Annotated in this window: 14 protein-coding genes and 2 pseudogenes; 5 read left to right on the top strand and 11 right to left on the bottom strand. The window is 38.4% G+C overall.

The window, feature by feature from the left end:
• Nucleotides 1–325: 325 nt before the first annotated feature.
• Nucleotides 326–493 carry a hypothetical protein gene (locus ABES52_RS02790; protein WP_429648711.1) on the bottom strand — a complete coding sequence of 56 codons (168 nt, stop codon included), beginning with the start codon at nt 491–493 and terminating at the stop codon, nt 326–328.
• 387 nt (nt 494–880) lie between these two features.
• Between ABES52_RS02790 and ABES52_RS02785 the strand changes: the two genes are divergently transcribed.
• Nucleotides 881–1099 carry a hypothetical protein gene (locus tag ABES52_RS02785; RefSeq protein ID WP_429648709.1) on the top strand — a complete coding sequence of 73 codons (219 nt, stop codon included), beginning with the start codon at nt 881–883 and terminating at the stop codon, nt 1097–1099.
• Nucleotides 1100–1542: 443 nt separating this feature from the next.
• Here the strand turns inward: ABES52_RS02785 and ABES52_RS02780 are convergent, their stop codons facing one another.
• The 6 genes and pseudogenes from ABES52_RS02780 to ABES52_RS02755 all read right to left on the bottom strand — a co-directional run bounded on the left by ABES52_RS02780 (nt 1543) and on the right by ABES52_RS02755 (nt 7706).
• A complete protein-coding gene (locus ABES52_RS02780) occupies nt 1543–1980 on the bottom strand; it encodes a GNAT family N-acetyltransferase (protein WP_429648707.1) in 438 nt (145 codons plus the stop codon).
• 55 nt (nt 1981–2035) lie between these two features.
• Nucleotides 2036–3058, bottom strand: a pseudogene (locus tag ABES52_RS02775) (IS1595 family transposase).
• A 113-nt stretch (nt 3059–3171) separates the two neighbouring features.
• Complete coding sequence (locus tag ABES52_RS02770; protein ID WP_429648757.1) at nt 3172–3456, bottom strand: HU family DNA-binding protein; 285 nt, start codon at nt 3454–3456, stop codon at nt 3172–3174.
• Between the two features lie 65 nt (nt 3457–3521).
• The gene (locus ABES52_RS02765; protein WP_429648705.1) at nt 3522–4865 is read right to left on the bottom strand and encodes a GntT/GntP/DsdX family permease; all 1344 of its coding nucleotides are present in this window, start codon (nt 4863–4865) and stop codon (nt 3522–3524) included.
• A 268-nt stretch (nt 4866–5133) separates the two neighbouring features.
• Nucleotides 5134–6672: a gluconokinase gene (gene gntK / locus ABES52_RS02760; protein ID WP_429648703.1), complete on the bottom strand. Its 1539-nt coding sequence runs from the start codon at nt 6670–6672 to the stop codon at nt 5134–5136.
• A gap of 20 nt (nt 6673–6692) precedes the next feature.
• Complete coding sequence (locus tag ABES52_RS02755; protein ID WP_429648701.1) at nt 6693–7706, bottom strand: LacI family DNA-binding transcriptional regulator; 1014 nt, start codon at nt 7704–7706, stop codon at nt 6693–6695.
• A gap of 564 nt (nt 7707–8270) precedes the next feature.
• Here ABES52_RS02755 and ABES52_RS02750 point away from each other — a divergent pair.
• The 4 genes from ABES52_RS02750 to ABES52_RS02735 all read left to right on the top strand — a co-directional run bounded on the left by ABES52_RS02750 (nt 8271) and on the right by ABES52_RS02735 (nt 12022).
• Nucleotides 8271–9470, top strand: coding sequence for a DNA polymerase IV (locus ABES52_RS02750; protein WP_429648699.1), 1200 nt, complete (start codon nt 8271–8273; stop codon nt 9468–9470).
• An 18-nt stretch (nt 9471–9488) separates the two neighbouring features.
• Nucleotides 9489–10349 (top strand): oxidoreductase, encoded by an 861-nt coding sequence (locus ABES52_RS02745; protein WP_429648697.1) that lies wholly within the window; start codon nt 9489–9491, stop codon nt 10347–10349.
• A gap of 472 nt (nt 10350–10821) precedes the next feature.
• Nucleotides 10822–11295 carry a DinB family protein gene (locus tag ABES52_RS02740; RefSeq protein ID WP_429648695.1) on the top strand — a complete coding sequence of 158 codons (474 nt, stop codon included), beginning with the start codon at nt 10822–10824 and terminating at the stop codon, nt 11293–11295.
• 73 nt (nt 11296–11368) lie between these two features.
• A complete protein-coding gene (locus ABES52_RS02735; protein ID WP_429648693.1) occupies nt 11369–12022 on the top strand; it encodes a carboxymuconolactone decarboxylase family protein in 654 nt (217 codons plus the stop codon).
• Nucleotides 12023–12386: 364 nt separating this feature from the next.
• On the opposite strand, the gene ABES52_RS02730 is transcribed toward ABES52_RS02735, so the two are convergent.
• The 4 genes and pseudogenes from ABES52_RS02730 to ABES52_RS02715 all read right to left on the bottom strand — a co-directional run bounded on the left by ABES52_RS02730 (nt 12387) and on the right by ABES52_RS02715 (nt 15888).
• Nucleotides 12387–12551, bottom strand: coding sequence for a hypothetical protein (locus ABES52_RS02730; RefSeq protein WP_429648691.1), 165 nt, complete (start codon nt 12549–12551; stop codon nt 12387–12389).
• Between the two features lie 387 nt (nt 12552–12938).
• Complete coding sequence (locus ABES52_RS02725) at nt 12939–13796, bottom strand: AraC family transcriptional regulator (RefSeq protein ID WP_429648689.1); 858 nt, start codon at nt 13794–13796, stop codon at nt 12939–12941.
• 568 nt (nt 13797–14364) lie between these two features.
• Nucleotides 14365–15030: an HAD family hydrolase gene (locus tag ABES52_RS02720; RefSeq protein WP_429648755.1), complete on the bottom strand. Its 666-nt coding sequence runs from the start codon at nt 15028–15030 to the stop codon at nt 14365–14367.
• Nucleotides 15031–15396: 366 nt separating this feature from the next.
• A pseudogene (locus ABES52_RS02715) lies at nt 15397–15888 on the bottom strand (N-acetyltransferase family protein).
• Nucleotides 15889–15892: the final 4 nt, after the last annotated feature.

Below are 15892 nucleotides of genomic sequence, written 5' to 3'. Positions count from 1 at the left end.
TTTTGTTTACAAATAACAAAGACGATGCCCGTTCATTAAGCATCGCACCTGTTCGTCGATTAACCCGAGAAAAAGATGATGCCTCCGACAGGATTCAAACATGCACTCCTTTCGTATGTAAAGGCTAGGAGAGATTACGCCCCCCACAGTATTAACCTACAGGAGTTTCACCTGTCTCAACTTATTTGCTTTTCGGTACTTCAAATATCCTTCCTCGCGACCCGGTTCTACAATCATTTAGGGCCTCTTTCCTTTTTTAGATATCTTTTAAAACTTTTTTCATTTATAACAGCACGTTTTACATGTTTTATGACTAGGAGTTTTTTTATTTATTTTTTCTTTGTTGGTCCTTTATGTACTCGTTTCTTTCCATTCCATCTGATAATTCTTCTGAAAACTCATGCTCTGTTTCGACTTCAGAAATTTTAAAGTCAGCTGCAGATAAGTTGTTGTTTGGTGCACTTTCTTTGTTCCATTTACTAATAAGAGACATTCTCCTTTTTATATATAGTATGCATAAGTGGTAATATTTCATTCTCTTTAATATATAGGTGTCAATTTACGGAGTTTTGGTACTTATTTAAAGAAAAATCCGATGTAATCTTGTGTTAATCACTTTAAAGATGACATTTTACGGATACTTAGATGGATAAAAGGGAAAATAAAAAATGACCTTACCTATACCATTTACACAAAAAGAACAATAAAAGCAGTTGATCACAGACACTCAAATGAAGGCCAAATTAAACCTTTCCCAACTAGCTCTATACCTTAAAAGTTTGTTGGTTCGTTGGGCTATGCATTCCCCCCTATATCAAACATTTGACTATAGTTATGCTACTCTATAAAAAAGTATTTTAAAAAAAGGAGATGTATTTAAGTGGAAGAAAGTAAGTCAAAATCGATGTTTCGTCACGAACCAATAGAAAGTTCAGATGGAAAACCAACGTACAATATCTTCAAAGGTAATCAATTAATTGCTGAAGTTCGTGGAACAAATCCTGCTACTCAATCGATTATTCCTATGAGAGAACTAAATGAGTATGAAGAAAGCAAACTACACGAATATATAGGTAATTTAAAGGGGCAGGTTGAATAAAAACTGACTCCGTTTTTTTGGTGTTTTCTTATAAATTGTTGCTAAAATGAAAACAATGTATTTACTACTTCTTTGATGAATAAACAAAAAATTTATTTGCGACGATAACAGAAATCAAAATTGTAAATGACTGAAAAATGATATCTCTAATATACATTTTCGTTTCCCCTCATGCGTATTTCTATCTTTATAGTCTCCTCATTGTTTTTTTCAACAGAATAAAAGCTTATAGAAAAAGCCGCGAATGTGGCTCGCGGCTTTTTCTTATTTATTCAGCTCGTTTCAATGGAAATCATTGAAGGTATTTTTACATGACCCTTTTTATAATAAGGCTCTGTTAATGTTTAATGTTGATTTTTCGATAAAATGTTGGGAAACCATTTTTATTGGTTCCCCAATTCTCAATAAACCAGCCTATTAGCTGTTAAATAAAGATAGTTGTTTTAAATGGGCATACTCATTGTAAAGGTTCTAATTTTGAATCCCAATTTTTCATACAGTTTAATGGCTTGATTTCCTGCATATACACTTAAACGAACCTCTGAATATCCATCTTGTTTAAGATGTTCGATACCAGTCTCCATCAATCGTTTTGAAATTCCATTTCCTCTAAATTCTTCTAACACAAACAATTCATAAATAAATCCATATATCTTTTCAGTAAATTGGTCTTTACTTGTTCCTATAAGAATCCAACCCATTAGAATATCGCCTTCAGTTGCTATTAAATAATAGCTTCCTTTCTGCAATAATGGTTCAATAAGTTGTTTGACTTTTTCATCTGACGGTTTTGCCTCGCCTAATGTACCATCGAATAATGCTTGTGGTGAAAGTGATAAAATCTTTTTATATTCCGAATCGTTTGGTTTCCTTATTTCCATAAATTGAGTTCTCCTCTCCCAATATTTTTAAGCCGATTGCCCGTTAATGACTTTTTTAAGCACTGAACTTAGATAGACGTAAACTATCATAAGTTTCTGTCATTTCAAATACAAATGATGTAAGCAGAAGCTCTTTTATATGTTGCTTGGTATTTTCGTTACTGCGACTATCTACAAACAAGAACCAAGCAAGGTAATTATCAAGATATTTGGTAGCGACACCTTTAAAACGGTCAATCCACTTCTTCATCCGAGAATGAAAACTGTTGACATTTTGAATGTGATATAAGCCTTTTATAACGTGCTTTTCACCATCGGATTTGATTCGGTAATGCTCTAATCCTTTTTTTGTGCATAGGTTTTGTATGCTCTCCAAGCATCGGTAACAAGCACATTGTCAGACGATAGTTTAGAACCAATGATATTTTCAACTTTGGTTTTCACAATACGCCCCATATAAGATACTTTGGAGACGGTTGCTTTTGTACGGTCTCTTGCAACAAGAACACATACTTGTTCGTGGCTGATTCCTCTGTGTTTGGATTTTCCTCCACGTTTTCGAGGCTTCCGTTCTGTAATGCCACGTTGCCCTTTTTGAGAGTACAAGAAATAGGTCTCGTCAACTTCAACGATACCTTCAAAATGGTCAAAATCCATTTGCTTTAAGGCGGATAGCAGTTTATGTCTCCAGTAAAAAAGTGTAACCCAAGTAACCCCTACGATTTCAGCCGATTTACGCAGGGAGTAGCCTTTGAACATACAGTCAACAAATATAATCCATTCGTCACCTTTTCGGGTGCGATAAAGAACAGTGTTAGTCGTATCCGTAAAGGTTTTAAGGCAACTTTTACAACGATACCGTTGACGACTCTTGACTTTTCCGAATCGAACAACGTGTTCAGATGTACAATGGGGGCACTCGAAACCATCTTTAAAACGGGTTTCCCGCATTTCGTTAATTAATCCCAACGGAAGAGGTGGGGTCAACATAACGTTTTAACCATTGATATACTTGTTCCTTTTTAGTATGGGGTAACTTGTCGATGTACTTTAATAGGTTACTGAACGCTTTGTCCATCATTTACACTCCCGAACCTTTGTTCTAATTGCAATTAAAGCAAGAACTTGGTTGGGTTTCAAATTTCAACAATGTTCTTTAACAGAGCCTATAATAAAAACTCAAGACTATACCTAGTTATTTACCGTCTCTTTTAATTGTTTACCTGGCTTAAACGCAGGAACCTTACTTGCCAGAAATTCAATTACTTCCCCAGTTTGAGGATTTCGACCCGTACGAGCAGCACGTTCACGAACTTCAAAATTTCCAAAACCAATTAGCTGTACTTTATCACCATTTGCTAATGAGTTTTGAATAACTTCAAATACTGCATCTACTACTTTTGTTGCATCTTTCTTTGTTAACTCTGCTTTTTCTGCTACGGCTTCAATTAATTGCTGTCTATTCCTCCACCTAATCTACTATAACGGTCTATTACTTCTGTATGAGGATGACTATAAAGGTAATTAATTATGCATACAAACTATGAAATAAACCAACTAAGAACCAATACGACCGCAAAACCGACAATAGCAATAATTGTTTCCATAATCGTCCATGACTTTAGCGTGTCTTTTACATCTAAGCCGAAATAACGGTTGACAAGCCAAAATCCAGAATCATTCACATGGGAAAGGATCGTTGCACCAGCCGCAATAGCGATAACGATCAAACCTAGCACTGGTCCAGTAAGGCCAAGCGTTTCAATCAAAGGAGCAATCAAACCGGCAGATGTTACCATCGCTACTGTAGCTGAACCTTGTGACACGCGAACAATTGCTGCAATTAAAAATGCCAATAAAACTGGCGGCAGTGAAGAAGAAGCCATCATATCTCCTAACACGTTCCCAACGCCAGAATCAATTAAAATTTGCTTGAACACGCCGCCTGCCCCTGTTACGAGAATAATAATTCCAGCAGGCTCCAATGCTTTTGTCGCAATACCTTGAATTTCTTGTTTCGTGAACCCTCTTTTTTGCCCCAATAGGTAAAAAGCAAGTAGTGTTGCGATCGTTAAAGCGACAAATGGATGCCCTAAGAATGTAAAGAAAGAACGCAATCCGCTTTTTTCTGGAAGGACAACACCAGAAACCGTATTAGCTAAAATTAACACTAAAGGAATGAAAATAATGCTAGCAATGAGTCCGAAGCTCGGAAGATCTTTATCAAATTTTTTCTCTTCGATTTCCATATAATCTGGTATCGTCGCATGGATTTTTTTCGCAATATATTTCCCAAACATTGGACCTGCTAGAATCATAGCTGGAATACCAGCAATAAATCCGAATAAAATAACCCAACCAAGGTCAGCACCAATTAACTCAGCGACAGCGATGGGCCCAGGTGTTGGCGGGATAAAACTATGTGTAACTGCTAAGCCAGCTAACAGCGGAATTCCGTAGTAAAGAAGAGACCGGCCTGTTTTCTTTGCCAATCCATAAACAATCGGAACAAGAATAATAAAACCAACATCAAAAAATACAGGAATCGCAACGATAAATCCAGTAATACCAAGCGCCCATTGTGCTTTATTTTCACCGAATTTTTTTATGAGCGTTTGCGCCAGCCGCTCTGCACCGCCTGATACTTCTAACATTTGTCCGAACATCGCTCCTAAACCAACAACAACGGCAACAAAACCAAGGGTACCACCCATTCCGTTTTGAATAGATTCAATGACCCCTTTTAATGGCATACCAGCTGCAACACCTACGAGCAAACTTACTAATAACAAGGCAACAAATGCATGTAATTTAGAACGTATGATGAGAAATAAAAGTAAGCTAATTCCAGCAATCACGATTAAAATTAAAGCAGATCCAGACATAACTTTAACTCCCCCATTCCCTTAAATGATTATTTATTTTATGAGTTTCAAACTCATTTCTGCATACAGCAATCACTTGTCCACAACATGCCTTCATTTAAAGAGCGATATTGCATCATGATTGATAGTAATCTGGTATATAAGTAACCGTTTACAAAAAAAGTGATGCATTTTAATCACTATCCAACAATGGCACCTTTGACAATCGCAAACTTCCCTAATGTTCGATTTCTAAACCGATTTAGTATTCGGGAAAATCTCACCCCGTTTAAGAATACTTTTGCTGAAACGAAGCGATACTATCAAATTCATCTTTTAACCGTTCATATAATCGTACATACATACCGAATAATTCCGAATAGATAAATGTATTGGCTTCATTTGGAATATGATGGGATGAAATACGAATCCATGATTTGACTGTATCTAATGACGGAATTTCACCAAGGGCATACAAAGCCAGTGAAGCAGCCCCTAAAGCAGAAGCTTCATGCGTTTCAGGAACAAGTAATTCTTTTCCCATCATATCGGCAAGCATTTGCCGCCAAAACGCTGATTTCGCAAATCCACCCGAAACGCGAATTTCCGACAGCGGTCCTGTGACATCACGAATCGCTAACACTACAGATAAGACGCTCATGCATACCCCTTCCATCACGGCTCGGATAAAATGTTCCCGCTTATGATGAAGGCTAATGCCAAAAAACGTGCCTCTTGCGTTTGCATTCCAGTATGGTGCGCGCTCTCCTGATAAAAACGGGAGAAACAGCAATCCTTCCGCACCGGCAGGAACGCGCTCAGCATACTTTGTCAATAAGTCATATGGATCGACACCAAGTTTTTTCGCCACCTCACGCTCTTGTCCGCCAAACTCATCGCGCAGCCATCTCAGCAATATTCCGCCGTTATTGGTCGGTCCGCCGACAACCCAATGATCTGGTGTAAGCGCATAACAAAATGTTCGTCCTTTTTCATCGGTTTTTTGCACGGATGAAATTGTACGGACCGCACCGCTCGTTCCGATCGTAATGGCAGCTTCGCCACTCAAAACCGCACCGACGCCAATATTTGCAAGCACGCCGTCACTAGCTCCGACAACAACAGGTACATCAGGAGCAAGCGCCATTCGTTCTGCCCATTCCTTTTTCATTTCACGCATTATATGTGTCGTTGGCACAAGATTCGATAGCTGAGCTTTTGAAATACCAAGAAGGCGGAGAACTTCCGCATCCCAATCGAGCGTATCTAAACAGAACAGTCCCGTTGCCGAGGCAATGGAATAGTCGACCACGTATTGACCATATAACCGGTACAACACATATTCTTTTATCGAAACAAATTTATCGGCTTTATCAAATAACTCCGGCATACTTTCCTTGAACCAAAGCAATTTTGGAAGGGGCGACATCGGATGAATCGGCGTTCCCGTCCGCTTATAAATATCTAATCCGTCCATCTCGTTCAATAGACGCTCCGCTTGCTCAACACTGCGATTATCCGCCCAAATAATACAGCGGGTAAGCGGATGGCCTGATGCATCTAGTGCTATTAGCGAATGCATCGCCGCACTGAATCCGATTGCTTTGACTTGCTTGGAAGTCACATTCGCCTTTGCAATGGTAACGCTTACACTTTCGACCACAGCAGAAAAAATCACATCCGGGTCTTGCTCTGCCCAGCTAGGATACGGCTGCACAATCGGATAATCCACCGCGTGAGATGAAAGCACATGTCCATGTTCCCCGAACACGACTGCTTTTGTACTTGTTGTTCCAATATCAACTCCAATAACAACTTCTCTATTCACTGTCGTTTCCCTCTTTCATGTTACGTTCTTCGTTTCGCAGACCCCCGTTCGATGAACGTAGGTGGAAAGCGTAAAATTTGCGGACGATGTTTCGTTTTTTGTTCGATTTGCATAAACAGCCGCTCTGCTGCTTTTTTCCCCATCTCAAATGTCGGTTGGGCGATCGTTGTTAATGCCGGTGTATAAATATGGGCAAACGGGACATCGTCGATGCTAATGAGTGCTATATCATCTGGTATTCTCAAATGATAATCCTTAACAAAAGTTAGAATTTCCATCAACGTTAAATCGTTAATGGCAAATAACGCCTCCGGAGGGTGTGAGGAAGAAAACAAGGTGGCTAACCGTCCTTTTATCGAAGGAATTTCCATCCCCACCATATACTCTTCTATAATCGGAAGCCTATTGTCGGAAAGTGCTTGACGAAACCCCTCAATTCGCTCCATCCTTGGAATAACATGGGGTGCGATCGGCGGCGTAACAATGCCAATTCGTTCATATCCTTGCTGGACAAAATAATCGACAGCCAATGCTGCCGCCTGATGGTTATCAAGTAGAATCGCATCTACCTCTACTTCAGGAACCATTCGGTCAACAAACACGAGTGGAAATTGTTCTTCCACCATTTTTTCATATAGATTGACATTTTTCCCCGTTGGGAAAATAATTAATCCATCGACTTGCTTCGCGCGCAGCATTTCAATATATTTTTTCTCTTTCACTGGATCGTCATCTGTATTGCAGACAATGACGTGAAAATCACGTTGCTGGCAGACATCTTCGATTGCCCGCAGCACCTGTGTTGTGAGCATTTGCAAAACATTGAAAACGATAACGCCAATCGTTGCTGTCGATTTTTGTTTTAAGCTTCGGGCAATAAAATTTGGTTGATAACCTAATTCTTCAATCGCTTTTGTAATACGCTTTTTTGTTTTCTCGCCCATATAATCATAGCGTTTGTTCAAATATTGCGACACTGTACTTTTTGAAACATTCGCCCGTTTCGCAACGTCGGCCATGGTTACTTTTTTCAAGGATTTCCCTTCTCTCTTTAACTAAATCGATTTAGTTCGTTATGTCCTTTTTTAATAAACCGGTTTAGTTGCATTATAAACAATATGAAAGCGCTTTACAATTAATTTTTTCAATTTTTTCTTTTTTCAAGTAAATACATCCAAAAAATTGAAAAAAGTTTGTAGTTCTTTTCCGAGCAAAGGCTGTCTTATAACCGTTTCATTGCTCCACAGCGCATGATGGTGATAAAATAAAAACAGGTGTTCGCTCGTTGGAAAAGGTTGCTCGAACATAAAGTAAATTACGAGCGTATCATCAATTAAGTCCGTCAAACAAAAGATAGAAAAACTTTTGAGCAAATAAGCAATTGTGGTTGATAGTAACAGTCAACCAGCCTAAGTTGCTTTACGCAATGTCTTAGGACACCCTGATCTTAAGATCATATTGAGATGCTAGAAAAATACATCTCTCAAATTACTCAAGAATCCCGCTTCTTCAGGCGTGTGGAGTGTTAATATTTTCATAGAAATGTTTGGTACACATCTTAGTGGGCATGGTTTTAAAAATTGGAATAAGGTGGTTCTATGAAAGAGATGTATCCCAAAAATGGATGGGTAATACTTCATATTGATTGCAACGCTTTTTTCGCATCTGTAGAAGCTGCTTACTCCCCTTCTCTTCGTGACAAACCATTAGCCGTAGCTGGAAACCCAAAAGAACGCCGTGGAATTATCCTTACCTGCAACTATCTTGCGCGGGAAAAAGGCGTTTATACTACTATGTCACTTTGGGAAGCAAAAAAGAAGTGCCCAGATTTGGTAGTACGTCCTCCGAATTTTGACCTGTATCGAGAAATGAGTGCAAAAATCTTTGATTTTCTATCGAACTTCTCCCCTCTTTTAGAGCCGGCATCGATTGATGAAGGGTATATGGATATAACGGATTGTTACGAAATGGGAACCCCTTTAGAGATTGCCAATCGGATTCAAAAAGGGCTGCTTGAGACCTACCAAATTCCCGTAAGTATTGGAATCGCACCAAACAAGTTTTTAGCGAAAATGGCTAGTAACATGAGAAAACCATTAGGAATTACCGTTCTTCGCAAGCGGGATGTTCCCAACATCTTGTGGCCGCTTCCCGTTCAAAAAATGCATGGAGTTGGCGAAAAAACTGCAAGAAAATTACATGAAATCGGTATTTATACCATCGGGGATTTAGCAAAAGCACAGGAAGGCTTATTAAAAAATACCTTAGGGATAAATGGTGTCTATCTTCGGGAACGTGCGAACGGTGTTGACCATCATCCTGTGGATCCGAATGCTGCTGCCGAGATCAAAAGTATAGGAAACTCTACCACACTTCCGCATAACGTCATTGATGAGCAGACACTGGTAGAAACGTTGGAGAAATTGACTCGTTCTGTCTGTGAACGAATGAAACAAAAATCGGTTGTAACGAAGAATATTCAAATTACGATTCGCTACTCTGATTTTCATACCGTCACCCGAAGCAAAAAGTTAGAGAATCCCGCCCTTCACATGAAAGATATTTTTCATCATGTCGTTCAACTATTTAAAAAACATTGGACAGGAGACCCTGTGCGACTATTAGGGGTTACGGCTCTTGATGTCGTCGATCGAAAACACGCTGTTAAACAGCTTGATTTATTTTCCTATGAAGAAGATGCTAAACGCGAACCTTTATTTCAAGCAATCGAACAACTCGTTGAAAAATATGGAGATTCGGTTATACAAAGAGGGTTCGAGTGGAGAAAGAAACGGTAAGACGTTGGAGGGAATATTGTGAATCAAACTATTGACAAACAACCGGTTGCGTTTGTTACAGGAGCTTCAAGCGGCTTTGGGTTGCTGACATGTGTAGCACTTGCCGGCGAAGGCTATCGCGTGCTGGCTTCTATGAGGAACTTGGATAACAAAGGACGGCTGGAAGCGGTGGCGAAAGAAGCAGGTGTAACGAATCAGATGGAAATTGTCCAATTGGATGTAACCGATTTTTCCGCTGTGGAAACTGTAATTCAGGATGTGATGGACCGTTATGGTCGAATTGATCTGTTGGTGAACAATGCGGGGTATGCAACAGGCGGCTTCACGGAGGAACTTGCTGTTGAAGAATGGCGGCGGCAATTTGAAACCAATTTTTTCGGTTTAGTAGCAGTTACAAAAGCGGTTTTGCCGTCGATGAGAGAACGCAGAAGCGGCAAGATTGTGAATATAAGCAGTATCAGCGGACGGATCGGATTCCCTTCTATGGGGCCTTATGCAGCATCCAAGTTTGCGGTAGAAGGATTCAGTGAGTCTTTGCGTTTGGAGATGCTACCGTACGGCGTTCATGTTGTGTTGATTGAACCGGGATCCTATAAAACGGATATCTGGTCAAAAGGGTTAGGAGCGGTAACGATCAATCCGAATTCCCCTTATGTTAAAAAGGTGAAGTCCATATGGAAATATGTCAACCACGTTGCTGACACGGCACCTCCTCCGGATGAAGTGATCCAACAGATTGTGCAAGTGGCAAAGTCTCCCTCTCCAAAATTGCGGTATCCGGTTGGCAAAGGCGTGAAATTAGGAATTATCTTAAAAAATGTACTTCCGTGGAACTGGTGGGAGCGGATGATAACGAAACGGTTATGGGGAGATTCATGATGGTGAAACTTTAGTTCAAAAACATGGAGATAAAGAATCGGGTTTGTCAGTTCAGTAACAGTTTAACGATATATTTAGTTACTTCACATGGGGTTCAATCGTTCAATTAACCGCTCATCATGCGGTTTTTCTTTTGGTCAAAAATCAACAACAATTGATAACAGATACTATTTTAATTAAAGAGCTATTTTCTTCTTCCGCTTAACCATCTAAATAATAACATTTAATCTCCCTCCCAATCACGTAGAATATTTAAATTTTATCATTTGTCCTTACTAGTCAGAATGTCTTAGGTTTTTAATTGATTTTTTACACTAGAACCAGGAAAAATTTATGTTTTTTTAATTTCTGCATTTATTTTCGTACCGAAACCAGAATTCAAACCTAAAAAATCTTCCTATTGAAAGGAATAAACGTGAAGACCAAGAAATAGTTATTCTAGGATCATTTAAAAAGTTGGGAGGGGTTTTTCTTGGAACCAACAATTATTCGTCATTTGGAAACCGTGCGTGGGATTACTGAGCAAATGATAAAAAAAATTCCAGAAGAGATTTCGGATATCGTTCCAAAAGGTTTTAACAACAATATTCGCTGGAACTTTGGTCACATTGCATCCGTTCAGGAAAAGCTCGTCTTTCGAGTTTTAGGAGAAGAAATGGGTATTCCAAAAGAATATGAGCAGTTTTTCGGTGCCGGAACGAAACCGGCAGAATGGGAAGGAACGCCGCCATCATTAGCAGAGATTGCCGTGGTCTTGACAGAACAAAAAACAAGAATAAAAGACTTTATTCAAGGACGTTTGCATGAAAAACTGCCAACTCCATTTACAAACCGAGCAGGCATTACGTTTTACACATTGGGTGAGACATTATTGTTTAGCTTTTACCATGAAGCATTACATGTCGAAACCATTAAGCGATTATATCGATCGATTTCTTCTAAATAACCAGACCATCTACATATAATACAACGGATTTTAAAAAATTAACTCTAAAACCATAAAGAAAGGACGGAGAATAATGGCAAACAACTTATATCAAAAGGAAAATTTACGTCATCTTGCTAAGCTGGGAGAATTAGCTCCTGAACAATATCAAGCTTTTCAAAAATTTAACCATGCTGTGATGGAAGAAGGCGCGCTTACAAAGAAGGAGAAAGAAATCATCGCGGTCGCTGTGGCACACGCTACTGAATGTCCTTATTGTATTGATGTGCATACCCGTAATGCAAAAGCAGCAGGCGCATCCCTTGAAGAATTGGTGGAAGCAGCGTTTGTAACAGCTGCTATTGAAGCTGGTGGGGCAATGACTCATAGTACCCATATGCAAAATGCACTAGATCAGGAAGCAGATGACACCCTCTACCGCCGTTCGAACCTAAAAAAACTAGCTAATTTGAAACAATGGGCCCCTGATGGTTTTAGCACATTTAACAATTTTAGCAATGCAGCGACCAAAGAAGGAAAATTGAGTGCTAAGCTAAAAGAGTTAATAGCTGTTGCTGTAGCCCATACCACGGAATGTCCATACTGCATTGACGTTCATACAAAATCTGCTCAAAAAGAAGGTGCGACTAAAGAAGAGCTCTCGGAGGCTATTCTAGTAGCAGCCGCTTTACGAGCAGGTGGTGCTTATACTCATATCGCGAATATGATTCAGAGCTATGGTGAATAAGTCCCCCTCTTGAATGTCCTCTATAAAAATTAGTTAACATCATCATTATTTCTTTCGGTAGTTCTATTCTACAAAACCCCTTGAAGCTCAAGGGGTTTTAGTATTTCTGAATTTATTGTTTATACAGGATGTTATATATCGTTAATCCATCAACGTTTTCGGATTCTCAAGAAGTTTGCTAGCTGCAACGTTTCGCTTAGAGAAAAAACATGAACTTGAGTGATATTGATTACTTTAGCAATTCTCTTAATTCTTCTGTCATTTGTTCGACTAACTCCGGTCTTCCATGGAATGGTCCATCCCATTAATGAAGCGTGCTAGGGTTTAAAATCGTTATATGCTTAAAATCGAAACGATAAATTTTTTAGTCATCAGGCTCTTCTTGGGAATGTTGGTTTAAATAAGGATTTTCAGTTGTTGCGAAGTTAACTGACTGTAAGCTAGTCTCAGTATCGATTCCATAAAGATCATCTTCCGGCTTCTTTTTTAACTCTTTAGATTGTTTATTCTCCATTCGTTTTTTGTCCATTTTTTTCTCCTTTCTAAATCATTAACGAGCGAATCTGTCCAGTCATTCTTATTTTTACCAATTACCTATTCATTACCCCAAATATATTATTATTAGACTAATCTCACTCTATAATCTCCCTCGTAACGCACTCATTTCTTTAAAACCTCTTATTAATAATTGTGATCAAAAAAAGCAGCCAATCCCTAGTTTCTTGAGAAAGAAAAGGCCCCATTTTATTACTGGGACGCTGGCCCCGATTGAACATATGAAGCGATGCCTTATTTAAGCATCGCGCTCTTTTGCTTAATAAATTATATTAATACCAAATTTATGAAATAATTCTTAGTCTAGTACCCTATCCGATTAAAGGTAATCAAATATTACCCTTTAAGTTTATACACAACGCTATTTTATGGGTACATATATATCAATCTCAGACTTTTCATCTTCTGGTCCAAGAAATCGCTCATCGTACACTTCGAAATCATCCGCTTCGGCAAGTTCATAACCCGACTTTGGAAGCCAAGTAGCATAAATAAAATCATATGCGTTCCCAAGCGTTTCCAGACTCCCTTTGTGCGTAACAACAACGTACTTATTTCTCGGAACGGTCTTTACTACCATTCCCTCGGGGATTTCGTCGATTCTCATTACAGGTACACATGCAACATAAGTGAATTCTTCGTCATGTGGATTCTTGCAAAATTCACTAATTCCCATGGCTACTTTATCATCTGATCTATTTTTTATTTCATGTATTCTTGAGAGAAATTCATCCCACAACTGTGGAACTTTATTGTTTTTTAATGTAGTTGAACACTTCATGCCGACTACAGTAAATCCTTCTTTAATTACAATCCTTGGTTCCATTAATAAGCCTCCCTCAAAATGTTTTAACATTGAAATTGTTAAACGCGGTTTTTCTTTTAGCAAAAGTCTCTGTTTTTGTCTGCGATACATTCCGGGGGTGATGCCAAACATTTTTTTAAATGCTCTCGTGAATGCTTCTTGAGAATTAAATCCATATTCGCTAGCGATATCAATAATGCGAAGATTTGTGTTTCTAAGTAAGTGAGCTGCAGCCGTTAGCCTGCGCCTTCTTATATATTCTGTTAATGACTCTCCAACAAAGGATTGAAAAATTCGATGAAAATGGTACATTGAGAAATTTACCTGTTGTGATATCTCCGTAATCGATAGTTCGTTACTTAGATTTTCTTCAATATAATCAACCGCCCTTTGTATTTGCTTTAAGTAACTCAAGATCTTCACCACTTCCTGTTTATTCCTTTTATCCATATTATACTTATACGAAGATTAACTTTTTGATCTTTTTTGCGGTTTCGCTTATAAAATGAAAAAGTGCCGATTCTTATTAAAGAATGGCACCAGTCTGTTGAAGACTATTTTGAAGCTAGCTTGATTTATTGATGTTATAAATCGAACCAACGTTTTCTGAAGTAATTAAGATTTAATCAATATCCTCAATTTGAATCAAATGTTCTCTACAGAACTCCAAAACTCGCTCAATAGCTATACGAGATGTCTTGTTATCATCACGAACATCAAACCCGTGGCTCCCACTTGGGTGATTTATAACAGGACGCAATTACCTTTATATTGTTATTGAACATAACTGCCGATAATTTATTAACACAATATTATCATTCTAATGTTTGATTTTATACTCGTTTATATGTATATGGGTAGTACCTGCTCGCCATTGTCCTTTTCTAAAAAAAAAACGCCTTTTCAGGAAACTATTATACGAATTTATACCCTATTTTATTTATAGCTTCAATAAACACATCATCTTCAGCTAAATTATTTTTCATTCTTTCACTAATTTGGATTCGATTAAATGCAACAAATCCTTTAATTCAATTTCTTCCATGGATGATAGGCGGTGTAAATGTCCGGAAAAGTCTAAAAAGCTGGTAACTGAGTTTGGGACAATAACACAATGTAACCCTGCCTTAGTAGCTGCTATCAGACCATTTTTTGAGTCTTCAAAGGCCAAAGCCTCGTATGGTTTCACTCCAAGTTCCTGAATGGCCTGTAAGTAGAGTTCAGGATCAGGCTTTACTTTTTTAACATTATCTGATGTTTTTACAACTTCGAAAAATTCCTTGATGTTAAACTTCTCTAAAAAGCCTTGCACCCAATTTCTGCTTGAACTAGATGCCAGACCTATTTTCAAACCAAGTTCTTTTGCCGCTTTTAAATACTCATTTACCCCTTCACGTAGGTGTAATTGACTCATTTGTTGTTGATACCGCTCATGTGTTTTTCGATCGATCTCTATACGATTGATAGGCTTTCGTGCTATTTTGGTCAGTCGCTCGTACAACACGTCATCTTTCGTTCCGATACTTAATGCAAAATCTTCTAACTTTAACTCACAGTCATATTCGACTAGTACCTCCTTATACACATCAAACCAAAGTGACTCAGTATCTACAATTAATCCATCAAAATCAAATACTAGTGCTTTAATCAACTTCTTTTTCCTCCATAAAAATTAGTAAAATACGAGTCTTTCCACAACCGTACACAATCAATAGTACACAATCAATAATTGAAATTTCCATCAATGGAAAGTTTACATATATCCGGCTTGGTTGTTGTTTTCCAAAAGTTGAAATCAAGCTTGTTGTCAAAAGTAATTCATAGTGCATGACCGTGAAAATGGAACACTTGAATCATAATTTAATTTTTATTTTACAATGATTATCACTTGGCTAAATGACACCATTATACATAGTTCTAATTTTTTGACAGAATTATTTGGTTTGAAATCGAATCCTAGAATAACGCTGTCACTATTTTTATAGGCAAATAGTAATTTCACCTAATAGTCATATCAATCCATACCCACAATTTGACTACGACGTTCGAGTAACACGACATCACGCCATACCCCATTTAACTTTCCTATCCGTTGTCGGATGCCGATTTTACGAAATCCAACACTTTGATGTAAACGTAAACTTGGTATGTTTTCAGGGAAAATGCCAGCAGTTAATGTCCAAAAGCCTTTTTCCTCTGATTCTTTGATAATAGCTTGTAAAAGTTGTTTGCCAACTCCTTTTCCTCGACTCACTTCTCGAACATACACACTAACCTCCCCCACTCCTTCATACACGCAGCGATCAGATACTTTACTTATCTTACACCAGCCTTGAATGCTTTCTTCGTCTTCAGCAACTAAACATTAATTTGCGGCAATAGTCGATTCCCATTTTTCTAATGATGGTACTGCCGTTTCAAACGTTGCTTGTCCTGTTGCCATTCCTTGCTCGTAAATTTCCTTCACTTGCAACCAATCCTCTTTACAAAAGCCACGAATATTCAAACGA

The sequence above is a fragment of the Aeribacillus pallidus genome (assembly GCF_050478865.1).
In the GTDB taxonomy this organism is placed as follows: Bacteria; Bacillota; Bacilli; order Bacillales; family JACDOC01; genus JACDOC01.
Note: the sequence above shows the minus strand (reverse complement) of the source record. Positions and strands in the feature narration are given on the sequence as shown.